We start from the raw sequence: 25,843 nt of genomic DNA, 5'->3' as shown, positions 1-25,843 counted from the left end.
TCGTAGGTATTCGTCCGGCATATGCCTTGCACAACGCAAGCACTTCTCCGTCCGCGTCCCCATGTACTAGATTGAGAAGACAACATCGAAGCCTGCGGCATTGCCCGCACGCCGGCCACGGCCACACGCGTTCGAGGATCCAACCAGGGAGGACCGATCCGATGTGGAATTGTCCTTTACGCGCTGCGGCCCCCGCGGCGCTCGTTGCGTGCGCGCTCGCGGCCGTTGCGTCGCCCGCCCGCGCCGCCTTGGGCGGGGCTCCCATGCCCACGCCCTCCGATGCGACCACCACCATCGTTTCGCCGACCGCCCGCGTGGCATCCGCGGCAACGAGCGCGGCGACGTCCGGCACCGTGGCGGCCCCTCAGTACTCGGTCCACTCGACGGTCTTTTCGAGCGGCACGAACGTGCGCGAATACGTCGGCGCGGACGGCACCGTCTTCGGCATCGCGTGGAACGGCCCACGCATGCCCGATTTGCAGACCTTGCTCGGTAACTATTTCCCGCAGTACGCAAGCGGCGTCCAGGCGCTGCATGCGGCGCGCCGCGGCCGAGGGCCGGTCGCCGTCGAGCAGTCGACCCTCGTCGTGCATTCCGGCGGCCATATGGGCTCGTTCTTCGGCCAGGCGTGGCTCCCTAGCGCATTGCCCGCCGGTATGACCGGCGCCGACATCAAATAACCGAGCGAGGGAGAACCATGTTGCGTACTCACAGCAGACTCGTTCGGGCGTTCGGTGCGTTCGGTATCGCTTGCGCGGCGGTGCTCGTCGCCGCCTGCGGCGGTGGGGGCGGTGGAGGGGGCGGCGGCGCCGGGTCCGGCAGCGGCGGGGGCACGGGCGGCGGCGGTTCGGTCGCGGCGAATCAGGTTGCCGTGACGGTGGGTCCGGGCGTGGAAAACGTCGCGAACATTCCGACCGTCAGCGTGACGGTTTGCGCGCCCGGTACGAGCACATGCCAAACCATCCCCAACGTGCAAGTCGATACCGAATCGTTCGGGTTGCGGCTCGCCAGTTCGGCCATGAGCCAGGTATTGGGCGCGTTGCCGCGGCAAACGGTGGCCGGCGCCTCGATCGCCGAATGCACGGCCTTCGCCGACGGCTATACCTGGGGCTCGGTTCGTACCGCGGACGTCAAGATCGGCGGAGAAACGGCCGCAAGCCTGCCGATACAGATCATCGGCGACATGCCGCAGAGCGCGGTCGCAACCGGTGCATGCTCGACGGGTTCGCTCGAGCTGACACCGGCGGATCTCAGCGCCAACGGGATCCTCGGGATCGGCGTCGCGCCGAACGACTGCGGCACGCTATGCGCGAATCCGCCCGCCGGCAACAGCAACTACTACGCGTGTCCGGGCAACACGAACTGCGTGCAATCGGTTCTGCCGGTCGCGCAGCAGGTCGCCAATCCGGTCTCGAAGTTCGCAGGCGACAACAACGGCGTCATGCTCTCGATGCCCGGCATCGGCCCGAGCGGGCAGTCCACCGTCAATGGGACACTGACGTTCGGGATCGGGACGCAATCGGACAACGCGTTGCCGGGCAACGTGACCAAGCTGACGACGAATCCATTCGGCGACGTCAACGCGACCTTCGCCGGCAGTTCGATCACGGCTTTCTTCGATTCGGGCTCGAACGCCTATTTCTTCGCCGACAGCACGCTGGCGAACTGCGCGGGAAATGCCTCGTCGTTCTACTGTCCGCCGTCGACCGTCACCCGCCCGGTGGCCGTCTCGAGCTATAACGCGGCTTCGCAGGGGGCCCCGTCGGGATTGGTGCTGTCGATGGCGGTCGGCAACGCCGGCCAACTGCTTGCCAACGGCAATTTCGGGCTCGACGATCTGGCCGGCAGTCTCGGCGGCGCCAACACGTTCGTCGACATCGGGATGCCGTTCTTCTATGGCCAGAACGTCTACTACGGCTTCGACCAGACTGCTTCGGGCGGCGCCGGCCCCTTTGTCGCTTTCTGATGCATAGAATCCGGCCCCGGTAATTTCGGGGCTGGATCGTCCTTTTTCTTCTCCCTCCGGCGGCGCGTCCGATCGCGGCGCGCCCGCGCACGCGAGCGGGGCCGGGTGCCGATCACTCGAAATGCACCCGTTTCCCCCGCCTTATCCGCCGATCATCGATTGACTCGTCCGGGAATAATCGCTCTCACTGGATAACGGCATGTCGCCGTATTTCTTGCGGAGAAATTCCCTGTGGCTGAGGACAGCGACCTCGACAAAACCGAAGCAGCGACCCCCAGGCGCCTGGAAAAGGCGCGCTCGGAAGGGCAGGTCGCGCGCTCGCGGGAACTGGCGACGTTCGCGTTGCTGGGCGCGGGCTTCTTCGGCGTCTGGGGGCTGTCGGGTCCGATCGGCATGCATTTGCAGCATCTGATGCGCGGTGCGTTCATGTTCAACCATGCAACGCTCGTCGACACGAACCGCATGCTGATCGGCGCCGGCAACGCCGGCCGGGAAGGCTTGATGGCGGTCGTGCCGATCCTCGCCCTGACGGGCCTGGCCGCGCTGATCGCCCCGATGGCGCTCGGCGGCTGGCTGCTTTCGCCGAACGTGTTTCAGTTCAAGCCGGAGCGCCTCAATCCGGTGGCCGGCGTGGGCCGCATCTTCTCGGTCAACGGCGTGATCCAGCTCGGGATGTCGCTGCTCAAGACGCTCGTCGTCGGCGGCATCGGCGGCGCGGCCGTCTGGCACCGCAAGGACCAAATTCTCGGGCTCGCGACCGAGCCGCTGCACATGGCGCTCGGCCACGGCATGTCGATCGTCGCGGCCTGCTGTGCGACGACGGTGGCCGGCATGTTCGTGATCGCGGCGTTCGACGTCCCCTACCAACTTTGGCAATTCCACAAGAAGCTGCGGATGACGAAGGAAGAAGTAAAGCGCGAACACCGCGAGAACGAAGGCGATCCGCACGTGAAGGGCAAGATTCGCCAGCAGCAGCGCGCCATCGCGCGCCGCCGCATGATGGCCGCGGTGCCCCAGGCCGACGTCGTCGTGACGAACCCGACGCACTACGCGGTCGCGCTCCAATACTCGGACGGCGACATGCGCGCCCCGAAGGTGGTGGCCAAGGGCGTGAACCTCGTCGCGGCCCGCATCCGCGAAATCGCGAACGAGAACAACGTCGCGATCCTCGAAGCGCCGCCGCTCGCCCGCGCGCTCTATCACAACGTCGAGCTGAACCGGGAAATCCCGGGCACGCTCTACAACGCCGTGGCCGAAGTGCTCGCCTGGGTGTACCAGCTGCGCAAGTTCCGCGCGGAAGGCGGCGACGTGCCGGCCGCACCGACCGAGATCGACGTGCCGGCCGACATGGACACGAAGGGCCCGATTTCCGAGGCCGACGAACAGGAAGAAGCCGACGAAGCGCTCGGCGACGCGAATGAAGGAGCATCGGCATGAACGCACGCGTCGGAACCCTCTTCGGTAAGGGGCAGATGCTGAGCGGCACGAACCTGCGCGCACTCGCGGGTCCGATCCTGATCTGCATGATCCTCGGCATGATGATTCTGCCGTTGCCGCCGTTTCTGCTCGATCTGCTGTTCACGTTCAACATCGCGCTGTCGGTGATGGTGCTGCTCGTCAGCATGTACACGCAAAAGCCGCTCGATTTCGCGGCGTTCCCGGCGGTGCTGCTGTTCTCGACGCTGCTGCGTCTGTCGCTGAACGTGGCCTCGACCCGCGTGGTGCTGCTCGAAGGCCATACGGGCCCGGGCGCGGCCGGTCAGGTCATCGAATCGTTCGGCCACTTCCTGGTCGGCGGCAATTTCGCCGTCGGTATCGTGGTGTTCGTCATCCTCATGGTCATCAACTTCATGGTGATCACCAAGGGTGCGGGCCGTATCGCCGAAGTGGCCGCCCGCTTCACCTTGGACGCGATGCCCGGCAAGCAGATGGCGATCGACGCCGACTTGAACGCGGGCCTCATCAACGAAGACGGCGCGCGCAAGCGCCGCCAGTCCGTGGCGCAGGAAGCCGAGTTCTACGGCGCGATGGACGGTGCGTCGAAGTTCGTGCGCGGCGATGCGATCGCGGGCCTCATCATCATGGTCGTCAACGTGCTCGGCGGCCTCATCGTCGGCGTCGTGCAGCACGGCATGGACTTCGCCTCGGCCGGCAAGACCTATACGCTGCTGACGATCGGCGATGGCCTCGTCGCGCAGATTCCGTCGCTCGTCATCTCGACGGCGGCCGGCGTGATCGTCTCGCGTGTCGCCACCGACGAAGACATCGGCACGCAACTTACGGGGCAGCTGTTCACGAACCCGCGGGTGCTGATCATCACGGGCACGATCATCGTCATGCTCGGCCTGATCCCGAACATGCCGCACTTCGCGTTCCTGCTGCTCGGCGGCGGTGCGCTCCAGCTCGGCCGCACGATGAAAAAGCGCGCCGAAGCCGCCAAGACCGGGGCCTCGCTCGTCGACGTCGCACCCGCCGTCATGGCGCCCGCGGAGAACAACGAAGCGAGCTGGGACGACGTCACGCTCATCGACACGCTCGGCCTCGAAGTGGGCTACCGCCTGATTCCGCTGGTCGACAAGAACACCGACGGCGAGCTGCTCAAGCGCATCAAGAGCATCCGCAAGAAGTTCGCGCAAGAAATCGGTTTCCTGCCGCCCGTGATCCACATCCGCGACAACCTTGAGCTGCGTCCGAACGGTTACCGCATCGCGCTCAAGGGCGTCGAAGTGGGCGTGGGCGAGGCTTATCCGGGCCAGTGGCTCGCGATCAACCCGGGCCAGGTCTCGGCCGCGCTGCCGGGCCAGCCGACGCAAGACCCGGCCTTCGGCCTGCCCGCGATCTGGATCGACACGAACTTGCGCGAGCAAGCCCAGGTGTACGGCTACACCGTCGTCGATGCGAGCACGGTCGTCGCCACGCACCTGAACCACCTCGTCGTGCAGCATGCGGCCGAACTGCTCGGCCGCCAGGAAGTGCAATCGCTCATCACGCGCACCGGCAAGGATGCGCCCACGCTTGTCGAAGACCTCGTGCCGAAGACCCTGTCGCTCACGGCGCTGCAAAAGGTCCTGCAAAACCTGCTCGAGGAAGGCGTGCCGATCCGCGACATGCGCACGATCCTCGAAGCGCTCTCGGAACATGCGCCCAAGCTGACCGACGCGCACGATCTGACCGCCTGCGTTCGTCTGGCGCTGGGCCGCGCGATCACGCAGCAGTGGTATCCGGGCGCGAACGACATGCAGGTCATGGGACTCGATTCGAACCTCGAGCGCGTGCTCTCGCAAGCGCTCTCGACGGGTGCGAACCCTGGGCTCGAGCCCGGCCTCGCGCACACGCTTCTGACGGCGACGCAAAAGGCGATCAACCGTCAACAACATGCCGGGCTGCCTCCGGTGCTGCTCGTGCAGCACGCGCTTCGCGCGATGCTCGCTCGATTCCTGCGCCGCAGCCTGCCTCAATTGAAAGTGCTCTCGTATGCCGAAGTGCCCGAGACCCGCACGATCAAAGTCGTTAACCTCATTGGGGGTCAAGCTTGAACATTCGTAAATTCATCGGCGCGACGAGCCGTGACGCGCTTCGTCTCGTACGCGAAGCCCTCGGTGCGGACGCAGTCGTCTTGTCGAATCGGACCAATGACGACGGCACGGTCGAGATCGTAGCGCTCGCCGATACGGATTTCGCGCGGATCGCCCCCAATGCGGGCGAAGCCTCCTCGCATGGCATGCCCCCGGGCCTGCCCGCGCCGACGGCCAATCCCTACGCTGCCGGGTCGAACTCGACCGGCATGCAGCCGGCCGGCTCGCTCGCGAGCCCGGCTCTGGGCGCGATGCCGTCCAATCCCTACGCGAACGGCATGCCGGACGTGTTTTCGGCGGTATTCGGCGCGAGCCCCGAAGTGGGCGCCAAGGCGGCCGACGAAGGCCGTTCGTCGCTGTCCGACGCCGCGTCGATCGCCGCGCCGCGCATGAACGAGCGTGCGAGCTTCGCCGCTCGCACGGCCGCGCCGAACGCTCCGGCCGCGCACGCGGCTTCGAACGGCGGTTCGACCTTGAACTCGGGCGATGCCGAAGCGCCGCAGACGATGGCCGAGTCGAATCCCTGGCTGATCGACCATGCGCGCCGCATCGCCGCTCAAAACGAACGTGCGGCGCATACGTCGCGCGCCCATACGATGACGCCGTCCGCCGCGGCGGCCAAGGGCCTCGGCGCACCGGGCCGCGTGCTGTCCGACGAGGAACTCGCCTCGTCGCAGCTGCCCGACTGGGCGCACGAAGCCGCGCGTGTCGCGGCGCGCCGCGCGGCGCCGCCGCGTGTGGTGAAGCCGGTTTTCGAAGGACTCGACGAACAAGACACCGAAGCGATGGCCGAAGCCGTGCGCGCGCGCGTGGAAGAGATCGTCAATCAGAAAGTGATGAGCGAGCTGTCCTCGATGCGCGGCATGATGGAAGAGCAGTTCGCCGGCCTCGCATGGGGCGATCGTCAACGCCGCAGCCCCGTGAACGGCGAAGTGACGAAGGCGCTGTTCTCGGCGGGCTTCTCCGCGCAGCTCGTGCGGATGGTCGTCGAGCACATGCCGGACGTCGAGAACTTCGACGCGGGGATGGAGTGGGTGAACCAGGTGCTCGCCTCGAATCTGCCCGTGCTGGAGAACGAAGACGCGCTGATGGAGCGCGGCGGCGTGTTCGCGCTGATGGGCCCGACCGGCGTCGGCAAGACGACGACCACGGCCAAGCTCGCCGCGCGCTGCGTCATGCGCTTCGGCGCGAGCAAGGTGGCGCTGCTGACGACCGACAGCTACAGGATCGGCGGCCATGAGCAGCTGCGCATCTTCGGCAAGATTCTGGGCGTGTCCGTGCATGCCGTGAAGGACGCGGCCGATCTGCAGCTCGCCCTTGCCGAGCTCCGCAACAAGCACATCGTGCTGATCGACACGATCGGCATGAGCCAGCGCGACCGCACGGTGTCGGACCAGATCGCGATGCTCTGCGGCGCGGGGCTGCCGGTTCAACGGCTGCTGCTGCTGAACGCAACGAGCCACGGCGACACGCTCAACGAAGTCGTGCAGGCCTATCGCAGCGCGCCGGGACAGCCCGAGCTGGCCGGCTGCATCCTGACCAAGCTCGACGAGGCGACGAACCTCGGCGGCGTGCTCGATACGGTCATCCGCTACAAGCTGCCCGTGCACTATGTGTCGACGGGCCAGAAGGTGCCCGAGAACCTGTACGTCGCGGCGAAGAAATTCCTGATCAAGAGCGCGTTCTGCATTCCGCGCGACGGTTCGCCGTTCGTGCCGCACGACGACGAGATTCCCGCGTTGCTCTCGGCTTTGTCGAGCCGGTCGAGCGCCGAACTGCACGAGGTTCGCTTTGGCTAAACAAGTCACCGATCAGGCAGAAGGGCTGCGCCGGCTGCTGGCGAAGAGCGGTTCGCGCGTCGTGGCGGTCACGGGTGGCCCAATGGGCGTCGGCTGCACGTCGACGATCGTGAATCTGGCGGCGGGGCTTGCCGCGCTCGGTAAGGATGTGCTCGTCATCGACGAGCGCCTCGGCGTGAACTCCGTCTCGGCGATGCTGGGCGGCTTGCGCGGCGCGGGCTTGCTGCGTGCCGTGCTGGACGGCGAGATCGCGCTCGAGCAGGCATGCGCTCGTCACGAATTGGGATTTTCGGTGCTGGCGGCATCGCGCGAGAACTGCGCCGGTTATAGCGCGGCACAGCTCGGCGTGCTGCTCGCGGGACCGGCCGACGTCGTGCTCGTGGATGCGCGGCTCGATCGCCAGGGTGCGCTCTCGTCGCTCGCGGCGCAGGCGCACGACGTGTTGATCGTCACGCGCGTGGCGGCCAGCGCGATCACCGAGGCGTATGCCTGCATGAAGCGCTTGCACTTCGAACATGCGATCGCGCAGTTTCGCGTGCTCGTCAATCATGTATCGAGCCACGCCGATGCGCAGACAGCGTTCGACAACCTCGCCGAGGTTGCCGCGCGGTATCTGACCGTGTCGATCGAGGATGCGGGATGTGTGGCGGCCGATCCGCTGATGGAGCGGTCGCTGGAATTGGGGCGGTGCGTCGTCGACGCGTTCCCGTCGGCGCCGTCGGCGCGGGACTTTCGGCACGTTGCCGCGGAAATGCTGTATTGGCCGATGCGCCCGGCGATGTGTTCGCCGCGGCCAGAGGTTACGGTGCGCTCGGCGATGCCGGCGTCGGCGATCGCCGACACCGGTACGGCTGTGCGCCAACACGCTTGAAACGTTAGGGACAAGGAGAAGGGGGCCCTCGATGTACAACGCTCAAGGGAAAATGTCCCAGACGGATGTATTGACGCAATACGCGCCGCTCGTGCGCAGGCTTGGTTTGCAACTCGTGGCGAAGATGCCGGCGAGCGTCGATCTGGACGACCTGATTCAGGCCGGCATGATCGGCCTGCTCGACGCGGCGAGCCGCTACAAGGAAGACCAGGGCGCGCAGTTCGAAACGTACGCGAGCCAGCGTATTCGCGGTGCGATGCTCGACGAGCTGCGCAACAACGACTGGTTGCCGCGCAGCTTGCGCAAGACGTCCCGCGAAGTGGAATCGGCCGTGCACCAGGTCGAGCAGAGGCTCGGCCGCTCGGCGAGCGAAACCGAGGTGGCCGATCATCTGCAGATGCCGCTGGATAACTACCAGTCGATGCTGCAGGATCTGCATGGCAGTCAGCTCATCTATTACGAAGATTTCGACCGCTCGGCCGACGACGAACCGTTCCTCGACCGCTACTGTGTCGATCACGCGGATCCGCTCTCGGCGCTGCTCGACGAGAGCCTGCGTGGGGCGCTGGTGGAAGCGATCGAGAAGCTGCCGGAGCGCGAGAAGCTGTTGATGTCGCTGTACTACGAGCGCGGGATGAATCTGCGCGAGATCGGTGCGGTGATGGAAGTGAGCGAATCGCGCGTTTGCCAGCTGCATAGTCAAGCGGTTGCCCGCCTGCGCGCGAAGCTGCGCGAAATGGCGTGGGCCAGCGTCGAATGATTTGAAATTTCCCCGATCCGATTCGGGGAGCGAAGCAGCCGCGGCATCCTCGCACGCCGGCTGCGCACGTGTGGCTTTGAAGCGATCGACCCGCTGCGATGATCCCTATCGCGCACGTCCGATCGAGCCTCGCGTTAAGATCTCCTGCATTGCTGCCGTATTCCACTTCTGGGCGGCGCCGTTGCGGGAGCATCCCATGCCTGTCACAGGCTTTTCCCATTACAACCTACGTGCCGATCGGGCGACGCTCGATATCCTGCGCGACTTTTACGTCGACGTGGTGGGCCTGCGCGCGGGCGAGCGCCCGCCGTTCGATAACTTCGGCTATTGGCTGTATGCGGGCGAGCGGGCGGTATTGCATCTGTCCGAAGCGCGTCCGCACGAGCGGCGCGTGCCGCTCGCGAACGGCACGTTCGATCACGTGGCGTTCGAGAGCTTCGATTTGGCGGGCTTCGAGGCGCATCTGAGGGAACGTGGGATCGATTTTCGGCGCGCTCAAGTGCCGCTGCTCGATCTTTGGCAGCTGTTCTTCCGCGATCCGGCCGGCAACGGCGTCGAACTCAATTTCGCGGGCAGCGAGGGGCGGTAGGCGTTGACGCTGCCTGCATCGGGTAGAGCGATCTGCAAGCGCAGATAACGTGTCGAACGACAGAGAGCGTCTGGAGCGAAGGGGAGAGCCCCAGGAAAGGTCGGAGGACGGGGGGAATCGTCCCCCGATCCTCGGTCAGAACGGCTTAAACCGCCGCCATCCGCCCATCCGGCCCATACACGCTGGCCGCATTGCGCGAAGTGGCGCCGCGCAGGATCGCAAGCGCGCTCTGGTTGTAATTCATCCGGATGCGGATCATCAGGCCGTTCGTGGCGTTCGCGCGGCGAGCGCGCTGCACGACGGCTTGCAGCATCTGCCATTGCTTGGCCAGACGCGCATCGTCGGCGATGGCGAGTTCCATGCCCTTCCAGCCGGCAGGCATCCCCATCTGGCGCAACTGGCTGTCGCGCGTCTTCTCGAGCGACGCGAGCTTGTCCGTCAGCTCGGTCTTCTTCTCGACGATGCCGGGCAGCGTCTCCAGCGGCGATACGGCCGCGAGCGCTTTTTCCTCGTACATCAACAGCGACGCAAACGCTTCGAGCGTTGCGTGTTCTTCGGTCACGGTGGCCAGCAGGGCGTCTCTCATTTCATCCGCCAAAACTTAGATTGCGCGTGCGCGCGCTCAAACAAAGCCGACGAGGCGCGCACTAGCCAAGCGGATAACGCCGCTCAGCCGCCCGTCGCCGGACTCTTCAACAGATCGCGAGCCGTTGCGAGAATGCCATCGGCAATCTTGCCCGGATCCATGGTCAGCGTGCCGTCGGCGATCGCCTGCTTGATCGACTCGACGTGCGAGACGTCGATGTCGGCCTCGCCCGATGCAGCGAGCGAGCGCAGTTGCGAAGACAGCCCCGACAGGTTGACATCGGCGCTCTGAGCCGGTGCCGCGCTGACATTTGCAGACACGGCGCCGGCCGTGGCTTGGCTGCTGCCCTGACGGGTACCCTGCACGCCGCCCTTGGGCGACGACAGGCTTGAAGTGGAGGTGGAATCGACTTTCACGATGGCTTCCCGAACAATTTCGATTTGAGTGTGATAACGGCGACACTCCACGAAACTTTAGCGCAATCAGGAAGACCACCAGTCGACGCCGCCCGGCGATTTGGGGTCGAAACAGCCCGCGCCTCCACGCACCGGCCCTCTCAGCCCAATTCACCCAATTCGGGCATGACCTCTGACGTTACAAAACTTTACAGGCCGTTACATCTGAACCTGCACCGTCGCTCCATCGACGACAATGCCCGAGATGATCTGACCCCCGGCCATCTTGACCCGCACCTGCTGTCCCGGCGACGCATTGTTCATGACGCTGCCCTCGGACGAAATTTGGAAACCTTGGCCCTGCGCGACGACGCGCACCGTCTGGCCGATCGTGACGGCGCTCGCGCTTTTGAGCAGATCCTGGCGCAGCGGCATTCCGGCGCTGATTCGGACCAGCGCCGTCGAGCCGACCGCCTGCGACGGATCGGTGATGATCGCGCGCGGCAGATTCGACAAATCGCCGTCGCGGGCCAGCAGATCCTGCGCCGTCAACATTGTGCCGGGCTCGATTTGGCGGGCGGCCAAGTAATAGGTCGAATCGATGGCGACGCGCGCCCGCAGATAGAGCGTCCACGGCTTGGCGCCGGCGCAGCGCACGCCGACCGTGGTCATACCCCAAAGCCGGGCGCCCGTCGGCATGAACGGCTCGAGCGTCGTGCAGGTGGCGAGGCCGCGCGGGAAGGTCGGCGCGACCGTGATCTTGATCTTGCCCGGCAAGCCGAGCGTCTGCTGCTGCAGATAGGCGAGCGCCGCGTTGCGGATCGTCTCGCCGTCCTCGTCGCCGGCCGGCGCGTTCGAAGCCGGGGCCAGCGCAGCGGCGGCCGCCGGTGCCGGCATTTGCGCGGCTTGCACCGCCGGGTGTGACGGCACATTGACCGAGGCGACGTTGAAGCGGCCGTTCGCCGGCTGTTCGGCGGCGATCGGCGGCGCGGCGCGAACCACGCGCTGCGGCGCCGTGACGACGACGGGCATGGTGCGGCTGGCTGCCGCTTCCGTGGCGATAGAAGGGCGGGGCGCCTGCGGTGCGTAAGTCGTATAGGCGGTATGAGCGACGGCGGCGGCACCCGCGCCCGCTCGAGTCTCGCCGGGCCCGGGAATGACGATCATGCCGTTCGACGACGAAGCGCCGGCATCCGCGGCCGCTTGCGATTCGCCGCGGCCGGGGATCGTGATCATCGTGCTCGCGGGCTGGGCGGCGTGCGCCTCGCCCGGGCCGGGAATATAGATCTGCCCGTTCGCGCCCACCGTTTGAGCGTGGGCCGCGCCAAACGGCAGCAGCGTGCAAGCCAACAGTAAGCCGGCCGCGGCGCGCACGACGCGCACATGCCGCCGGCCGAGGGCGCGCAAAGCCTTGCGGCGCGCGGGATCGGAAGCGGCGGACACGGACATCGGTTTCTCCATTGAGACGATCAGGACGACGAACCGAATTCTAGGGCTCGCGCGAGGCACGCAAACGTTGAATAGAGGGCGGCTTCCCCGGTTATTCGTCCGATTGGCTCTTGCCAGCCGACCCTAAGATGCACGTCATGCAAAAAAGCCTTCGCGGCGCACCTTGTCCCGAACCAGGGTGAGGCCGAGAAGCGGCTACCCAAGCGGCCGACGCTTGAGACGATTGAGTGACGGAGTAACACCGATGCTGGACAAACTCGATGCCGAATTCGCCTTCGGCCGTGAGGCGCTCGATGTGCGCGCTTATCGGCAGGAGCTGCTGTCGTCGAATATCGCCAACGCCGACACGCCCGGCTACAAAGCGCGCGATGTGAACTTCGGCTCGTCGCTCGCCGTCGCGCTGAAGCGCAGCGGCGCCGCGCAGAGCACGAGCGCGGTGGCCAGCTCGGGTGCGGCGCAGCTGCCGATGGCCCAGCCGGCCGGTGTCACGACCGGCATGACGATGGCCTCGACGGAATCCGGCCATATGACGGGCCGCCTGCAGTTGACGCCGACCGGCGGCGAAACCCAGGACTACGGCACGCTGGCCTACCGGATCCCGACGCAGCCGTCGCTTGACGGCAACACCGTCGATCTCGACTCGGAACGCGTCCAATTCGCCGACAACACGCTGCATTACGAATCGGGCATGACCGAGGTCACGAACCAGATGAAGCAATTGCTTTCGGCGATCACCTCGGGCGGCTAAGCCGTCGCTCACCGGTTTTACGAGTTTACGAATCATCCAAGCGTCAATCGAAAGAGGCACCTGAGCCATGGCATTGATGAACATCTTCACCGTCGCGGGTTCGGCGCTGTCCGCCGAATCCGAGCGGCTCAACGTCACCGCGTCGAATCTCGCGAACGCGGACAGCACGACGGGCCCCGACGGTCAGCCGTACCGCGCCAAGCAAGTCGTGTTTGGGGTCAAGCCGATCGGCGGCGCGGAAACGGCGAGCGGCCAGCAAGTCGGCGGCGTGCAGGTCACGAACGTGATCGACGATCCGACGCCGATGAAAACCACTTATGACCCGACCAACCCCGCGGCGGATTCGAACGGCTACGTCACGATGCCGAACGTCGATCCGGTGCAGGAAATGGTGAACATGATCTCGGCCTCGCGCTCGTACCAGGCCAACGTCGAGACCTTGAACACCGCCAAGAACCTGATGCTGAAGACCCTGACGATCGGCACCTGAGGAGAAACTTTGTGACTTCATCCAATACCACGATCGACGGCGGCGGCACCGTTTCGCAGAACTTGCTCAACGCGGTCAACGGCACGTCGTCGTCCAGCTCGAGCAGCTCGTCGTCGACGAGTTCCACGTCCGGCAGCTCGCTGCAGCAAACCTTCCTGCAGCTGCTGGTGGCGCAGCTGCAGAACCAAGACCCGACCAACCCGATGGACAGCTCGCAAATGACGGCGCAGCTGGCCCAGATCAACACGGTGACGGGCATCAGCCAACTAAATACGACGCTGACCTCGCTGGCCTCCCAGCTCTCGGCCGGCACGAACTCGCAGGCGTCGCTGCTGATCGGCCAGAACGTGCTCGTTCCGGGCTCGACGACAACGGTGGCGAGCGGCGCCTCATCCGGCTTCGGCGTGACGCTGTCGTCGGCCGTCTCGGATGTGAAGGTCACGATCAAGGACAAGTCGGGCAACATCGTCAACACGGTCGACCTCGGCGCGCAGTCCGCCGGCACGGTTCCGGTTTCGTGGAAGCCCACCGACTCGTCGGGCAACACGCTGGCGGACGGCACCTACTCTATCTCCGCGACCGCCACGAGCAGCACCGGTGCGACGGCGTCCGTCACGACGCTCTCCGGCGCCCAAGTGGAAAGCGTCGTTCAGCAAAGCGACGGCAGCACCGGGCTCTTGCTCAACAACGGCAGCACGGTCGGCATGTCCAGCGTGTCCGCCATTCTGTAACAACCAACGAATTGAATCGAAGGGAGACCGCTAAATGGGCTACCAACAAGGCTTGAGCGGCTTGTCCGCGTCGTCGAACGATCTCGACGTCATCGGCAACAACATTGCGAACGCGAACACGGACGGCTTCAAGCAAAGCACGGCGCAGTTCGCCGACTTGTACGCGAACACGATCGCGACGTCGGTGAACAATCAGATCGGTATCGGCACGCAGCTCGCCGGCGTGCAGCAAGACTTCACGCAAGGCACGTTCACGACGACCGGCCAAGCGCTGAACGTCGCGATCAACGGCACGGGCTTCTATCAGATGTCGAACAACGGCGCGCTGACGTATTCGCGCAACGGCGTGTTCCAACTGGACAAGAACGGCTTCATCACGAACGCGCAGGGCCTGCAGCTGATGGGCTACGCGGCGAACGCAAACGGCGTGATCAACTCGGCGCAAACGGTGCCGATCCAGGTCCCGACGACGAACATCGCACCGGTCGCGACGCAGAGCATCACGGCGCAGCTGAACCTGAATTCGCAGGACACGACGCCGACCGTTACGCCGTTCTCGTCGACGAACTCGCAGACGTACAACTACTCGACCTCGATCCAGACCTACGACTCGCTCGGCGGTTCGCAGCAGATCAACATGTACTTCGTGAAGACGGCCGCGAACTCGTGGAACGTCTATGCCGGTCCGGCCTCGGGCACGATCAGCCAAGTCGGCACGGTCGGCTTCAGCACGGCTGGCGCGCTGAGCTCGACGACGGCCACGGCGCCCGCGACGACGCCGACCACGGGCGAGCTTGCGTTCCAGGTGCCCAACAGCGACGGCAGCGGTAGCCCGCAAACGCTCACGCTGAACATGAACGGCACGACGCAGTACGGCGGCGCGGACGGCGTGAACAACCTGAACCAAGACGGCTACCCCACGGGCGAACTGTCGAACTTCTCGATCGGCGCGGACGGCACGATTTCGGGCACGTATTCGAACGGCAAGACGCAAGCGCTCGGCCAGATCGTGCTCGCGAACTTCAACAACCCGAACGGCCTGCAGGACCTCGGCGGCAACGAGTACTCCGAAACCTCGGCTTCGGGCGTGCCGCAGATCTCGGCGCCGGGCAGCACGAACCACGGCACGCTGACGGGCGGCGCGGTCGAAAACTCGAACGTCGATCTGACGAGCCAGCTCGTCGATCTGATCACGGCGCAGCGCAACTACCAGGCGAACGCCCAGACGATCAAGACGCAGCAGACCGTCGACGAAACGCTGATCAACCTGTAAGCGCGGCAAGCAAGAGGGCAAGGCGAGACATGGACCGACTGATCTACACCGCGATGACGGGTGCCTCCGAGTCGCTCGAGCAGCAGGCCGTCGTGGCCAACAACCTGGCGAACGCGTCGACGACGGGCTTTCGCGCGCAGCTCGCGAACTTCCGCGACGCGCCGCTCAGCTTCGGCGACGGCACGACGGTGAACAACGACACGACGCGCACGTTCGCGCTGACGGCAACGCCCGGATCGGACTTTGCGCCGGGCGCGGTCTCGCAGACGGGCAACCCGCTCGACGTGGCGATCACCGGTCCCGGTTGGCTGTCCGTGCAGACGGCGGACGGCGACGAAGCCTACACGCGTGCCGGCAATTTGCACACCGACGAAAACGGCCAGCTCGTGACGGCCTCGAACCTGCCCGTGCTCGGCACCGGCGGCCCGATTTCGGTGCCGCCCGGCGCGACGGTCACGATCGGCAAGGACGGCACCGTATCGGCGCTCGGCGCGGGCGATCAGCCTTCGCAGATCGTCGTGCTCGACCAGCTCAAGCTCGTCAACCCGGACCCGGCCACGATGACGCGCGGCGACGACGGACTCTTTCGGACCACCGACGGCCAGCCGGCCGACGCCGATCCGACCGTCACCGTCGCGCAGGGTGCGCTCGAAGGCAGCAACGTGAATCCCGTCGCGGCGATGGTCTCGATGATCACGAACGCGCGCCAGTTCCAGATGCAAACGAAGATGCTGCAGGCGGCGGACCAGAACGACCAGACCGCCAACCAGCTGCTGTCGTTCACCTGACCGGTTCTAGGCAAAAACCTAGCCCCGGATTGCAAGTACCAGGAGATTTACCATGAATCGCTCGCTTTACATCGCCGCTACCGGCATGAACGCGCAGCAGTCGCAGATGGACGTCATCTCGAACAACCTCGCCAACGTCAGCACGAACGGCTTCAAGGGCTCGCGCGCGGTGTTCCAGGATCTCATCTATCAAACGCTGCGTCAGCCCGGCGCGAACTCGACGCAGCAAACGGAGCTTCCGTCCGGCCTGCAGGTCGGCACGGGCGTGCAGCAGGTCGCGACCGAGCGTCTGTACACGCAAGGCAACTTGCAGCAGACCGGCAACTCGAAGGACGTCGCCATCAACGGCAACGGCTTCTTCCAAGTGCAGATGCCCGACGGCTCGACGGCCTACACGCGCGACGGCTCGTTCCAGACGAACGCGCAAGGCCAGCTCGTGACCTCGAGCGGCTATCCTGTCATGCCGCAGATCACGGTGCCGCAGAACGCGACCTCGCTCACGATCGGCAGCGACGGTACCGTCAGCATCACGGTGCCGAATTCGACCAACAACCAGACGATCGGCACGATCCAGCTCGCGACGTTCATCAACCCGGCCGGCCTCGAGTCGAAGGGCGAGAACCTGCTGCAGGAAACGACTTCGTCGGGCACGCCGAACGTGACGACGCCGGGCCTGAACGGCGCCGGCACGCTCAACCAGGGCTATGTCGAAGCGTCGAACGTGAACGTCGTGCAAGAGCTGGTCAACATGATCGAGACGCAGCGCGCGTACGAAATCAACAGCAAGGCGGTCCAGACTTCGGACCAGATGTTGCAAACCTTGAGCCAGATGTCGGTTTAATAGTGCCCCCAGACCTGTCGCTGCGCGACAGGCCCCCCGAGGGGGTCAAGAAAACTTGGGGCGGCCCGGCGTTTTCTTGAGGACAGTAGGATTTTGAATAGCAGGCGGTAGACGAAGATGTTGCAGACGAGCCGAATCCCCTTTCGCGTGCGCGGGTTGCGCGCGGCAGCTACGCTGACCTATGCGAGTGTTCTCGCCGTGGCGGTCGTGGGCCCTTTCGCCGGTTGCGCGCAGATCGAACACCGCCAGCCGATCACGCAGCAGCCGATGACGGCCACGCCGCCGGTGCCGCCGCAACTGCAGCCGCCGGGCTCGATCTACAATCCGGGCTATGCGGGCCATCCGCTGTTCGAGGATCAGCGTCCGCGCAACGTCGGCGACATTCTCACGATCGTCATCCAAGAGAACATCAACGCGACGAAATCCTCCGGGGCCAACGCCGGCCGCAACGGCAGCTCGAGCATCTCGGTGCCGACGGCGGGCTTCCTCTCGGCCTTGTTCAATCACGTCAACTTGAACGCAACGGGCGCGAACTCGTTCAGCGGCTCGGGCGGCGCGAACGCATCGAACACGTTCAGCGGCACGATCACGGTGACGGTCACGAACGTGCTGCCCAACGGCAATCTCGTCGTGAGCGGCGAGAAGCAGATGCTGATCAACCAGGGCAACGAATTCGTGCGTTTCTCGGGCGTGGTCAATCCGAACACGGTCTCGGGCGAGAACACGGTGCTGTCGACGCAGGTGGCGGACGCACGCATCGAGTACTCGGCCAAGGGCTACATCAACGAAGCGGAAACGATGGGATGGCTCCAGCGGTTCTTCCTCAACATAGCGCCATGGTGATCGCGATGAGTGCTTCCCTCCAACGCATCCCACGGATCCAACGCGCTTTGCGCGGCGTGCGCCGTTCGCTGGCTCTCGCGCTCGTCGGCTTGCCCGTCATGCTGGCCTGCGCCGGCACGGCTCACGCCGAGCGCCTGAAGGATCTCGTGCAGATCCAAGGCGTGCGCGACAACCCGCTGATCGGCTATGGCCTCGTCGTCGGTCTCGACGGCACGGGCGACCAGACGACGCAAACGCCGTTCACGACGCAGACGCTCACGAACATGCTGGCCAACCTCGGCATTTCGCTGAACAACGGCCAGTCGGGCGGTGGATCGTCGTCGAACATGCAGCTCAAGAACGTGGCGGCCGTCATGGTGACGGCGACGCTGCCGCCGTTCGAGCGGCCGGGCGAGGCGATCGACATCACGGTTTCGTCGCTCGGCAACGCCAAGAGCCTGCGCGGCGGCACGCTGCTGCTCACGCCGCTCAAGGGCGCCGACGGGCAAGTCTATGCGCTGGCTCAGGGCAACGTCGCCGTGGGCGGCGCGGGCGCGAGCGCCAACGGCAGCAAAGTGCAGGTCAATTCGCTCGCGGCCGGCCGCATTCCGTCCGGCGCGATCGTGGAGCGCGCGGTGCCGACGCAAGTCGCGCAAGCGGGCGGCACGATGCAGATGGAGCTGAACGACATGGACTACGACACGACGCAGCGCATCGTGGCGGCGGTCAACAACGCATTCGGCGAAGGCACGGCGACGCCGCTCGACGGACGCACGATTCAGCTGCGCGCCCCGATCGATCCGAGCCAGCAGGTTGCGTTCATGGCGCAGCTCGAGAACCTCGACGTGCGCCCGGCTCAGGCGGCCGCGAAGGTCATCCTGAACTCGCGCACGGGTTCGATCGTCATGAACCAGATGGTGACGCTGCAAAGCTGCGCGGTCGCGCACGGCAATCTGTCGGTCGTCGTCAACACGCAGACGGCCGTGAGCCAGCCCGGCGCGTTCTCGAACGGTACGACGGTCGCGACGCGGCAATCGCAGATTCAGCTGAAGCAGGACAACGGTTCGCTCAAGCTCGTGACGGCAGGCGCGAATCTGGCCGAAGTGGTGAAGGCGCTCAACGCGCTCGGCGCGACCCCGGCCGATCTGATGTCGATCCTGCAAGCCATGAAAGCCGCGGGCGCGTTGCGCGCGGATCTTGAGATCATCTAAGAAAAAGGCGCGGCGATGAATCCGAACACCACCTACTCCGGCAAAGTCGACAGCGGCACCGGCACCGGCACGGACATCTCGCAGCGCTTCGCGCTCGACGTGCAAGGTTTCGACGCGCTGCGCGCCCAAGCGGGTGCCGATCCGAAGCAGGCGCTGAAATCCACCGCCCACCAGTTCGATGCCGTGTTCATGCAGATGATGCTCAAGAGCATGCGCGAGGCCACGCCGCAAGACGGCATCCTCGATTCGCACGAGAGCGCGCAGTACACCTCGATGCTCGACCAGCAGCTCTCGCAGCAGCTTTCGTCGAAGGGGGTCGGGCTGGCCAACCAGCTCATCACGCAGCTGTCGCGCAACCTGGGCGAAACCGAGGCCGGCGGCGCGGGCGGTGCAGGCGGCGCGGGTGCGGCAGGCATGATCGCCGGCGGCAATGGCATCGGCGGCATGCTCGGCGGTGGCGGAGCGAGCGACCCGGGCAGTGCCGCGATGCTGAGTGCACTGGCGCGTGCTTACTCGAACGCGCAGTCGAACGGTTCGCTGGCGGACGGCAAGGGCTACTCGGCGCAAAGCGCGCTGACGCCGCCGCTGCGCGGCAACGGCGAATCGGCGAAGGTCGATGCGTTCGTCGACAAGCTGGCGGCGCCGGCGCAGGCCGCGAGCGCGGCGACGGGCATCCCGGCGCGCTTCATCGTCGGCCAGGCCGCGCTCGAATCGGGCTGGGGCAAGGGCGAGATCAAGAATGCCGACGGCTCGCCGAGTCACAACGTGTTCGGCATCAAGGCGACGCCGGACTGGACCGGCAAGACGGTGGCGGCGGTCACGACCGAATACGTGAACGGCAAGGCGCACCGGGTCGTCCAGAAATTCCGCGCGTACGGTTCGTACGCCGATGCGATGACGGACTACGCGAGCATGCTGCGCGACAATCCGCGCTACGCGTCGGTGCTGTCGACGTCGCACGATGCGGTCAGCTTCGCGCACGGCATGCAAAAGGCCGGATACGCGACGGACCCGCACTATGCGAAGAAATTGATTTCGATCATGAAGCACATGGTTTGAAGCAGCTACGCTAGAACTGAAACTGGGCCGAGATTTACTGAGTTTTGCCTGGATTTGACCGGTGTTTATACCGGTATCGAGAATATTTCACGGGGAGCGCTTTCGAGCGCGACGGGGCCAAGCAGCGAAAAGACGGCATCGAGGCCGGCAGCCGAAAGGCTGCCGGCCAAGCCGCTTCCTGCACACCGCGATGGACAGAGCCGTGTCGGACGCACCATAATGGCGCCGATCATCGGCAACGAGGTAGCGAACGGCGGATGCCGGCATAAGCCGGAAAAGCCGAATGTTTGCTCGAAAACTAAAAAAATATTTCGAGAATACCTCTAAACTTTGCACGTCCGATGCCGCTAATTCAGACGAGACCCTGTTCGGTTCGCCGTAAGGCAACCGAAAGCTATGGCGTCGGCGAGAGGTCGTGCGCCGCGCAAGTTTGTATACCGAGCCCATGGATACCAATCAGTCGAATGGCCCGACGGAGGATACAGCCGAGAACGATCATGATTTCGGCCGGCGAAATCCGCTCGAAATCGGCGTTCAACTCCGCAATTTGGCCAATCGCGGCGATTTTCTGACCGTTCAGTACAAGGGCGGGCAGCTCGTCACGAAGATCCTCGACGTCGACGTTCGCGGCCGCACCTTTTCCTTCGACTGGGGCGCGCTGCCCGAGCAGAACAAAGGCATGCTGGCCTCGCCGAGCTGTACGTTCCGCGCGTCGCCCGACGGCGTGCGCGTCGAGTTTTCCACCGTCACCCCGCTGGAAACGAAGTTCGAAGGGCTGCCCGCGTTCGAAGCGCCGTTCCCCGAAGTGTTGTTCTACGTGCAGCGCCGCGAATACTTCCGCGTCGATGCGCCCGTGCTCGATCCGTACTTCTGTCGCGGCCGGTTGCCCGAGGGCGATACGTTCCGCTTCGAGGTGCACGACATTTCGCTGGGCGGGATCGGGCTGCGCACGACGGACGAGCGCGTCGCCGAATTGCCGATGGGCGCGATGCTGCCCGACGTCGAAGTGCACCTGAACGGCCATGGCATGCTGTCGCTCGATCTCGAGCTCGTCTCGATGCGGGCGACCGACCTGCCGAACGGCGGCCGCCGCTTCCAGCTCGGCATGCGCTTCGTCGCGCTGCCCGGCAGCGCCGAGAACACGCTGCAGCGCCTGATCACCCAACTCGAAATGCGCCGGCGCTCGCTCGTCAAAGCGTAAAAAAATTGGGGGCCAGCGCGTGCGGCCCCCTTAAATTTCCTCGCGCGCGGCCGTTATACATGTGTTCCCTCAACGCGGCCGACAGCCCTTTGGCGTCTGCCCTTCAGGAAGACGCATGTCCAACGATATTTTCAACGTCGGCTTGTCCGGGCTCAATGCAGCCCAATGGGGCTTGCAGACGACCAGCCAGAACATCAGCAACGCTTCGACGCCCGGCTATACGGTCGAGAACCCCGTTTATGCGGAGGCCAGCGGCCAATACACCGGTTCGGGTTATCTCGGCGGCGGCGTCGATACGGTCACGGTTCAGCGCAACTACAGCCAGTACCTGAGCACGCAGCTGAACACCGCGACGTCGACGAGCAGCGCCCTGTCGGCCAACTACGCGATGGCGTCGCAACTGAGCAATCTCGTCGGCAGCCCGACGGCCGGCATCTCCGCGGCGATCACGTCGTACTTCACCGGGATGCAGGACGTCGCGAACACGCCGAACAGCACGGCAATGCGCCAAACGGCCATCAGCGATGCGCAAACGTTGGCTTCGCAGCTGAATGCCGCCGGCGCGCAATACGATCAGCTGCGCACGAGCGTGAATCAGCAGTTGCAGACGGCCGTCGCCTCGATCAATACGTACTCGTCGCAGATCGCGAGCTTGAACAACCAGATCGCCGCCGCATCTTCGCAGGGCCAGCCGCCGAACCAGCTGCTCGATCAGCGCGACCAAGCGGTGGCCAGCCTGTCGCAGCTCGTCGGCGTCTCCGTCGTGCAAAATTCGAGCGGCTACAGCGTGTTCATCGGCAACGGGCAGCCGCTCGTGGTCGGCAACAACAACTTCCAGCTCGGCACCGCCACGTCGCAGAGCGACCCGAGCGAGCTTTCCGTGACCTACACGGGGCTCAAGGGCGCGACGCCGACGCCGCCCGTCGAATATCTGCCGTCCTCGGCCGTGTCGGGCGGGACGATCGGCGGGCTGCTGCAGTTCCGCACGCAGACGCTCGACCCGGCCGAGTCGCAACTGGGCGCGATCGCGTCGAGCTTCGCCTCGCAAGTGAACGCGCAAAACGCGCTGGGCCTCGATCTGAACGGCAACAAGGGCGGCAACTTGTTCACGGTCGGCTCCCCGACCGTCTACTCGAACCTCGCCAATACGGGCAACGCGGCGCTGTCGGTCAGCTTCGCGAACAGCTCGCAGCCGACGAGCGACGACTATGCGCTCTCGTTTTCGGGCGGCACCTACACGCTGACCGACACGACGACGTCCACCGTCGTCGGCACCTCGACCACGCCGCCGAACGGCTCGACGTCGATGGGCGGCCTGGTGCTGAACATCACCTCGGGTGCGATGGCATCGGGCGATTCGTTCACGATTCAACCGACGCGCGGCGCGCTCGATTCGTTTGCGCTGGCTACGTCGAACACCTCCGCGATCGCGTCATCGGGGCCGGTCCTCGCTTCGGCGTCGAGCTCGAACACGGGCTCGGGCTCGATCACGCAAGGCACGGTGGCGGCGGGCTATCAGGTTTCCGGCACAACGACGCTGACCTACAACGCGTCGACGAAAACGCTGAGCGGCTTCCAAGTCGGCACGACGGTCACGGTGGCCGGCACGCCGCCGACCACGATTCCGATCACTTCGGCGACGACGACGGTGCCGTACAATCCGTCGCAAGGTGCGACGATGACGATCAACAGCACGACGTCGCCTCCGCCGGCCGGCATCACGAACGGCGTGACGGTGTCGCTCACCGGCACCCCCGCCAACGGCGACACGTTCACGATCGGCCCGAACACGGGCACGTTCGACGGCCGCAACGCATTGGCCATGTCCCAGCTCGTGTCGACCGCGGCGCTGAACGGCGGGACGTCGACGTTGACGGCCTCCTACGCTTCCTACGTCAACAACATCGGCAATGCCGCGAGCCAGCTCAACGCGGCCAGCACGTCGCAATCGGCGCTCGTGACGCAGATCACGTCGGCGCAGCAGGCCGTGTCCGGCGTGAACCTCGACGAAGAAGCGTCGAACTTGTTGCAATATCAGCAGGCTTATCAGGCGAACAGTAAGGTCATCCAGACGGCCGAAACGATGTTCTCGACCCTGATGGGCATCTTCCAATAAGGTGGTGACGAGCGATGATGCGCATCTCGACTTCGCAGTTCTATAACCAGAACATCCAGACGATGGATAACCAGGAGGCCCAGCTGGGGACGTACTACCAGCAGCTCTCCAGCGGCACGGCACTCACCACGCCGGCCGACAATCCGCTGGGCGCCGCGCAAGCCGTTCAGCTGACGATGGTGTCCGCCACCTACACGCAGTACCAGACGAACCAGAACAGCGCGCTTTCGTCGCTGCAGCTCGAAGACAAGACGCTGTCGAGCGTCACGAGCACGATGCAGGCGATCACGTCGGAGATCACGCGCGCCGGCGACGGCACGTTGAACGACTCCGACCGCGCGTCGATCGCTCAGGCGCTCGAAGGCTATCGCAGCCAGCTCATGAATCTCGCGAACACGAGCGACGGCGCCGGCAACTATCTGTTCTCGGGCTTCCAAGCGACGACGCCGCCGTTCACGAACAACCCGGCCGGCGGCGTGAACTATCAAGGCGACAACGGCATTCGGGAATCGCAGGTCGCCGACACGCGCCAGATCGCGACGAACGACAGCGGCTCGAGCGTCTTCCTGAGCGTGCCGGCTACGGGCACCTCGCCGGTCGCGGCCAGCGGGGCCTCGAACACAGGCACGGGCACGATCTCGGCTCCGTCGATCACGAATCCGGCCGTGGCGACGAACGGCGACAGCTACACGATCACGTTCGGCGGCACGTCCGCCGCGCCCACCTACACCGTGACCGACAATACGGCGGTCCCGCCGACGACGACGGCCGCCACCGCGTTCAGCGCGAACACGCCGATCTCGCTCGGCGCCGGCATGCAGGTGCAGATCAAGGGCGCGCCCGCTCCGGGCGACACGTTCACGGCGACGCCCTCGACGGCACCGGGCAACACCAGCGTGTTCCAGACACTCGATTCGATCATCTCGGCATTGCAGCAGCCGGCGCAGAACAATCCGACGGCCACCGCGTCGCTCGAGAACGCGTTGACGACGGGCACGACGCGTTTCCAAAACTCGCTGACGAACGTGACGGTCGTTCAGGCCTCCGTGGGCGGCCGCGAGCAGGAACTGCAAGCGCTGCAAACGACGACGCAGACGAACTCGCTGCAAACGCAGAGCGATCTGTCGAACCTCACCGGTGTAGACATGGTCTCGGCGATCAGCAAATTCGAAGAGACGCAGAACGCGCTGCAGGCTGCTCAGCAGACGTTCGTGAAGATGCAGGGCATGTCGCTCTTCCAGTACCTCGGCAGCTGAGCCGCAAGAGCAACAGCAACGATAGCAACAGCAGCGATAGCAACAGTTGACGAAGCCCCACGCCCGCAAGGGCGTGCGATAGGCCGAAGCCCCCTCTCCTCGGGACTTCGGCCATTTTTTTATCCGAGCGGTGGAAATGCGGGGAAACCCGGACGGCGTGGAGGGGCTAAGCGGAGCGGGAGCCCGGAATGCTCGGGCGCTGGCGGTACGGCTAATGCAGCGCCGCAGCGACCCGCCCCATCTGGTCGATGCCGGTCTCGACGAGGTGCGCGAAGAACGGAATCATGTTCGGCAGCATCAGCATCAAGAGCAGCATGCCGACCAGCAGCGTGACTGAAAAGCCGATTTGGAACACGCCGATTTGCGGTGCGGCGCGATTGAGAATGCCGAGCGAGAGGTTCGCGACGAGCAGGGCGATCACGACAGGCAGCGACAGCAAAAGACCGGCCGTGAAGATCGCGCCGCCCCATTGCACGAGCGTGTTCAGCCCCGGCGGCCCGACGATGGCCGATGTGATCGGCACGGATTGGAACGATTCGATCAACGCGGCCATGACCTGCAGGTGACCGTTATAGGCCAGGAACGCCAGCGTCGCGATCATGTTCAGAAAGCTCGAGATGACTTGCGACGACGCGTTCGAGCTCGGATCGAAGAACGTCGCGAAGCCGAGCCCCATCTGCAGGCCGATGACCATCCCGGCCATTTCGACGGCGGTGAACACGAGCTGCATCGTGAAGCCGAGCGCCGCGCCGATCAAGAACTGCGTGATCATGATCCAGACGCCGTTCGCGGAAAATACCGTCGCCTGCGGCATCGCCGGAAGCGCCGGCGCGACGGTGAGCGCGATGAACGCAGCCAGGCCGATCTTCACGCGTGCGGGAATCGACGTATGGCCGAGCACCGGCGCCGTCGCGATGAGGGCGGCGATGCGCGTGAACGGCCAGAGGAACGCCGTGAGCCAGACGTTCAGCTGCGCGTAGGTGACGGTGAACATCGTTCGATCGAGGCTCCGTGCGCGGCTGCGCTACCCGCTATCCCGCGAACGAGGGAATGCTGGTGAGCATCTGCCGCATGTAATCGAGGATGATCGACATCATCCACGGTCCCGCAATCACGAGCGTGATCATCACGGCCATCAGCTTCGGAATGAACGACAGCGTCGCTTCGTTGATCTGCGTGGCGGCCTGGAAGAAGCTCACGAGCAAGCCCACGACCAGCGAGACGATCAGCGGCGGCGCCGTGAGCAGCAGGGCGACGTACATCGCGCGGTGCGCGAGCGTCAGGACGGATTCGGGCGTCATGATGGGAGCGAGTCCT

25 protein-coding genes are annotated in these 25,843 nt (G+C 65.1%); 20 read left to right on the top strand and 5 right to left on the bottom strand.

Annotated features, from left to right (window positions below):
* The first annotated feature begins 161 nt into the window (after positions 1 to 161).
* The 8 genes from DWV00_RS13690 to DWV00_RS13655 all read left to right on the top strand — a co-directional run bounded on the left by DWV00_RS13690 (position 162) and on the right by DWV00_RS13655 (position 9,560).
* The gene (locus DWV00_RS13690) at positions 162 to 680 is read left to right on the top strand and encodes a DUF2844 domain-containing protein (RefSeq protein WP_115534118.1); all 519 of its coding nucleotides are present in this window, start codon (positions 162 to 164) and stop codon (positions 678 to 680) included.
* Positions 681 to 697: 17 nt separating this feature from the next.
* The gene (locus DWV00_RS13685) at positions 698 to 1,966 is read left to right on the top strand and encodes a DUF3443 domain-containing protein (RefSeq protein ID WP_115534117.1); all 1,269 of its coding nucleotides are present in this window, start codon (positions 698 to 700) and stop codon (positions 1,964 to 1,966) included.
* A 231-nt stretch (positions 1,967 to 2,197) separates the two neighbouring features.
* The gene (gene flhB, locus DWV00_RS13680; RefSeq protein ID WP_115534116.1) at positions 2,198 to 3,403 is read left to right on the top strand and encodes a flagellar biosynthesis protein FlhB; all 1,206 of its coding nucleotides are present in this window, start codon (positions 2,198 to 2,200) and stop codon (positions 3,401 to 3,403) included.
* The gene (gene flhA, locus DWV00_RS13675) at positions 3,400 to 5,502 is read left to right on the top strand and encodes a flagellar biosynthesis protein FlhA (protein ID WP_115534115.1); all 2,103 of its coding nucleotides are present in this window, start codon (positions 3,400 to 3,402) and stop codon (positions 5,500 to 5,502) included. The genes flhB and flhA overlap by 4 nt, the downstream gene beginning before the upstream one ends.
* The gene (flhF, locus tag DWV00_RS13670) at positions 5,499 to 7,340 is read left to right on the top strand and encodes a flagellar biosynthesis GTPase FlhF (RefSeq protein ID WP_115534114.1); all 1,842 of its coding nucleotides are present in this window, start codon (positions 5,499 to 5,501) and stop codon (positions 7,338 to 7,340) included. The genes flhA and flhF overlap by 4 nt, the downstream gene beginning before the upstream one ends.
* Positions 7,333 to 8,211: a MinD/ParA family ATP-binding protein gene (locus DWV00_RS13665; RefSeq protein WP_115534113.1), complete on the top strand. Its 879-nt coding sequence runs from the start codon at positions 7,333 to 7,335 to the stop codon at positions 8,209 to 8,211. Before flhF ends, DWV00_RS13665 begins: the two co-directional genes overlap by 8 nt.
* A gap of 31 nt (positions 8,212 to 8,242) precedes the next feature.
* Positions 8,243 to 8,971: an RNA polymerase sigma factor FliA gene (locus DWV00_RS13660; protein ID WP_115534112.1), complete on the top strand. Its 729-nt coding sequence runs from the start codon at positions 8,243 to 8,245 to the stop codon at positions 8,969 to 8,971.
* A gap of 196 nt (positions 8,972 to 9,167) precedes the next feature.
* Positions 9,168 to 9,560 (top strand): VOC family protein, encoded by a 393-nt coding sequence (locus DWV00_RS13655; protein ID WP_115534322.1) that lies wholly within the window; start codon positions 9,168 to 9,170, stop codon positions 9,558 to 9,560.
* A gap of 145 nt (positions 9,561 to 9,705) precedes the next feature.
* On the opposite strand, the gene DWV00_RS13650 is transcribed toward DWV00_RS13655, so the two are convergent.
* The 3 genes from DWV00_RS13650 to flgA all read right to left on the bottom strand — a co-directional run bounded on the left by DWV00_RS13650 (position 9,706) and on the right by flgA (position 11,990).
* Positions 9,706 to 10,146, bottom strand: coding sequence for a flagella synthesis protein FlgN (locus tag DWV00_RS13650; protein WP_115534321.1), 441 nt, complete (start codon positions 10,144 to 10,146; stop codon positions 9,706 to 9,708).
* 83 nt (positions 10,147 to 10,229) lie between these two features.
* A complete protein-coding gene (flgM, locus tag DWV00_RS13645) occupies positions 10,230 to 10,562 on the bottom strand; it encodes a flagellar biosynthesis anti-sigma factor FlgM (RefSeq protein ID WP_115534111.1) in 333 nt (110 codons plus the stop codon).
* Between the two features lie 198 nt (positions 10,563 to 10,760).
* Positions 10,761 to 11,990: a flagellar basal body P-ring formation chaperone FlgA gene (gene flgA / locus DWV00_RS13640; protein ID WP_245964869.1), complete on the bottom strand. Its 1,230-nt coding sequence runs from the start codon at positions 11,988 to 11,990 to the stop codon at positions 10,761 to 10,763.
* 244 nt (positions 11,991 to 12,234) lie between these two features.
* On the opposite strand from flgA, the gene flgB reads away from it, so the two are divergent.
* From flgB to flgL, 12 genes are all read left to right on the top strand, one after another.
* Positions 12,235 to 12,738: a flagellar basal body rod protein FlgB gene (flgB, locus tag DWV00_RS13635; RefSeq protein WP_115534109.1), complete on the top strand. Its 504-nt coding sequence runs from the start codon at positions 12,235 to 12,237 to the stop codon at positions 12,736 to 12,738.
* A gap of 67 nt (positions 12,739 to 12,805) precedes the next feature.
* Positions 12,806 to 13,228 (top strand): flagellar basal body rod protein FlgC, encoded by a 423-nt coding sequence (gene flgC / locus DWV00_RS13630; RefSeq protein WP_115534108.1) that lies wholly within the window; start codon positions 12,806 to 12,808, stop codon positions 13,226 to 13,228.
* An 11-nt stretch (positions 13,229 to 13,239) separates the two neighbouring features.
* The gene (locus DWV00_RS13625; RefSeq protein ID WP_115534107.1) at positions 13,240 to 13,959 is read left to right on the top strand and encodes a flagellar hook assembly protein FlgD; all 720 of its coding nucleotides are present in this window, start codon (positions 13,240 to 13,242) and stop codon (positions 13,957 to 13,959) included.
* Positions 13,960 to 13,993: 34 nt separating this feature from the next.
* Positions 13,994 to 15,232, top strand: a complete 1,239-nt coding sequence (flgE, locus tag DWV00_RS13620) for a flagellar hook protein FlgE (RefSeq protein WP_115534106.1) — start codon at positions 13,994 to 13,996, stop codon at positions 15,230 to 15,232.
* A 29-nt stretch (positions 15,233 to 15,261) separates the two neighbouring features.
* Complete coding sequence (gene flgF, locus DWV00_RS13615) at positions 15,262 to 16,020, top strand: flagellar basal-body rod protein FlgF (RefSeq protein WP_115534105.1); 759 nt, start codon at positions 15,262 to 15,264, stop codon at positions 16,018 to 16,020.
* A 52-nt stretch (positions 16,021 to 16,072) separates the two neighbouring features.
* Positions 16,073 to 16,861, top strand: coding sequence for a flagellar basal-body rod protein FlgG (gene flgG / locus DWV00_RS13610; protein ID WP_115534104.1), 789 nt, complete (start codon positions 16,073 to 16,075; stop codon positions 16,859 to 16,861).
* A gap of 117 nt (positions 16,862 to 16,978) precedes the next feature.
* Complete coding sequence (gene flgH, locus DWV00_RS13605; protein ID WP_115534103.1) at positions 16,979 to 17,704, top strand: flagellar basal body L-ring protein FlgH; 726 nt, start codon at positions 16,979 to 16,981, stop codon at positions 17,702 to 17,704.
* A gap of 5 nt (positions 17,705 to 17,709) precedes the next feature.
* The gene (locus tag DWV00_RS13600) at positions 17,710 to 18,894 is read left to right on the top strand and encodes a flagellar basal body P-ring protein FlgI (protein WP_115534320.1); all 1,185 of its coding nucleotides are present in this window, start codon (positions 17,710 to 17,712) and stop codon (positions 18,892 to 18,894) included.
* A 15-nt stretch (positions 18,895 to 18,909) separates the two neighbouring features.
* Positions 18,910 to 19,953 (top strand): flagellar assembly peptidoglycan hydrolase FlgJ, encoded by a 1,044-nt coding sequence (gene flgJ / locus DWV00_RS13595; protein WP_115534102.1) that lies wholly within the window; start codon positions 18,910 to 18,912, stop codon positions 19,951 to 19,953.
* A 445-nt stretch (positions 19,954 to 20,398) separates the two neighbouring features.
* The gene (locus DWV00_RS13590; protein ID WP_115534101.1) at positions 20,399 to 21,154 is read left to right on the top strand and encodes a flagellar brake protein; all 756 of its coding nucleotides are present in this window, start codon (positions 20,399 to 20,401) and stop codon (positions 21,152 to 21,154) included.
* A 115-nt stretch (positions 21,155 to 21,269) separates the two neighbouring features.
* Positions 21,270 to 23,270 (top strand): flagellar hook-associated protein FlgK, encoded by a 2,001-nt coding sequence (flgK, locus tag DWV00_RS13585; RefSeq protein ID WP_115534100.1) that lies wholly within the window; start codon positions 21,270 to 21,272, stop codon positions 23,268 to 23,270.
* Between the two features lie 17 nt (positions 23,271 to 23,287).
* On the top strand, positions 23,288 to 24,526 hold the full coding sequence (flgL, locus tag DWV00_RS13580) for a flagellar hook-associated protein FlgL (protein WP_115534319.1): 1,239 nt from the start codon (positions 23,288 to 23,290) through the stop codon (positions 24,524 to 24,526).
* A gap of 211 nt (positions 24,527 to 24,737) precedes the next feature.
* Here flgL and fliR read toward each other — a convergent pair whose 3' ends face one another.
* Positions 24,738 to 25,520, bottom strand: coding sequence for a flagellar biosynthetic protein FliR (fliR, locus tag DWV00_RS13575; RefSeq protein ID WP_115534099.1), 783 nt, complete (start codon positions 25,518 to 25,520; stop codon positions 24,738 to 24,740).
* A gap of 37 nt (positions 25,521 to 25,557) precedes the next feature.
* Complete coding sequence (gene fliQ, locus DWV00_RS13570) at positions 25,558 to 25,827, bottom strand: flagellar biosynthesis protein FliQ (RefSeq protein ID WP_115534098.1); 270 nt, start codon at positions 25,825 to 25,827, stop codon at positions 25,558 to 25,560.
* Between the last annotated feature and the right edge of the window lie 16 nt (positions 25,828 to 25,843).

The organism is Trinickia dinghuensis (assembly GCF_003367175.1).
GTDB classification, from domain to species: Bacteria; Pseudomonadota; Gammaproteobacteria; order Burkholderiales; family Burkholderiaceae; genus Trinickia; species Trinickia dinghuensis.
The sequence above is the reverse complement of the archived record's forward strand: the minus strand, read 5'-3'. Positions and strand labels throughout refer to the sequence as shown.

What these genes read in the sequence shown, in the direction of transcription:
- DWV00_RS13690 (WP_115534118.1), top strand. Translation starts at nt 162, where the DNA reads ATGTGGAATTGTCCTTTACGCGCTGCGGCCCCCGCGGCGCTCGTTGCG.
- DWV00_RS13685 (WP_115534117.1), top strand. Translation starts at nt 698, where the DNA reads ATGTTGCGTACTCACAGCAGACTCGTTCGGGCGTTCGGTGCGTTCGGT.
- flhA (WP_115534115.1), top strand. Translation starts at nt 3,400, where the DNA reads ATGAACGCACGCGTCGGAACCCTCTTCGGTAAGGGGCAGATGCTGAGC.
- DWV00_RS13660 (WP_115534112.1), top strand. Translation starts at nt 8,243, where the DNA reads ATGTACAACGCTCAAGGGAAAATGTCCCAGACGGATGTATTGACGCAA.
- DWV00_RS13655 (WP_115534322.1), top strand. Translation starts at nt 9,168, where the DNA reads ATGCCTGTCACAGGCTTTTCCCATTACAACCTACGTGCCGATCGGGCG.
- DWV00_RS13650 (WP_115534321.1), bottom strand. Translation starts at nt 10,146, where the DNA reads ATGAGAGACGCCCTGCTGGCCACCGTGACCGAAGAACACGCAACGCTC.
- flgA (WP_245964869.1), bottom strand. Translation starts at nt 11,990, where the DNA reads ATGTCCGTGTCCGCCGCTTCCGATCCCGCGCGCCGCAAGGCTTTGCGC.
- flgB (WP_115534109.1), top strand. Translation starts at nt 12,235, where the DNA reads ATGCTGGACAAACTCGATGCCGAATTCGCCTTCGGCCGTGAGGCGCTC.
- flgC (WP_115534108.1), top strand. Translation starts at nt 12,806, where the DNA reads ATGGCATTGATGAACATCTTCACCGTCGCGGGTTCGGCGCTGTCCGCC.
- flgE (WP_115534106.1), top strand. Translation starts at nt 13,994, where the DNA reads ATGGGCTACCAACAAGGCTTGAGCGGCTTGTCCGCGTCGTCGAACGAT.
- flgF (WP_115534105.1), top strand. Translation starts at nt 15,262, where the DNA reads ATGGACCGACTGATCTACACCGCGATGACGGGTGCCTCCGAGTCGCTC.
- flgG (WP_115534104.1), top strand. Translation starts at nt 16,073, where the DNA reads ATGAATCGCTCGCTTTACATCGCCGCTACCGGCATGAACGCGCAGCAG.
- flgH (WP_115534103.1), top strand. Translation starts at nt 16,979, where the DNA reads ATGTTGCAGACGAGCCGAATCCCCTTTCGCGTGCGCGGGTTGCGCGCG.
- DWV00_RS13600 (WP_115534320.1), top strand. Translation starts at nt 17,710, where the DNA reads ATGAGTGCTTCCCTCCAACGCATCCCACGGATCCAACGCGCTTTGCGC.
- flgJ (WP_115534102.1), top strand. Translation starts at nt 18,910, where the DNA reads ATGAATCCGAACACCACCTACTCCGGCAAAGTCGACAGCGGCACCGGC.
- DWV00_RS13590 (WP_115534101.1), top strand. Translation starts at nt 20,399, where the DNA reads ATGGATACCAATCAGTCGAATGGCCCGACGGAGGATACAGCCGAGAAC.
- flgK (WP_115534100.1), top strand. Translation starts at nt 21,270, where the DNA reads ATGTCCAACGATATTTTCAACGTCGGCTTGTCCGGGCTCAATGCAGCC.
- flgL (WP_115534319.1), top strand. Translation starts at nt 23,288, where the DNA reads ATGCGCATCTCGACTTCGCAGTTCTATAACCAGAACATCCAGACGATG.
- fliR (WP_115534099.1), bottom strand. Translation starts at nt 25,520, where the DNA reads ATGTTCACCGTCACCTACGCGCAGCTGAACGTCTGGCTCACGGCGTTC.
- fliQ (WP_115534098.1), bottom strand. Translation starts at nt 25,827, where the DNA reads ATGACGCCCGAATCCGTCCTGACGCTCGCGCACCGCGCGATGTACGTC.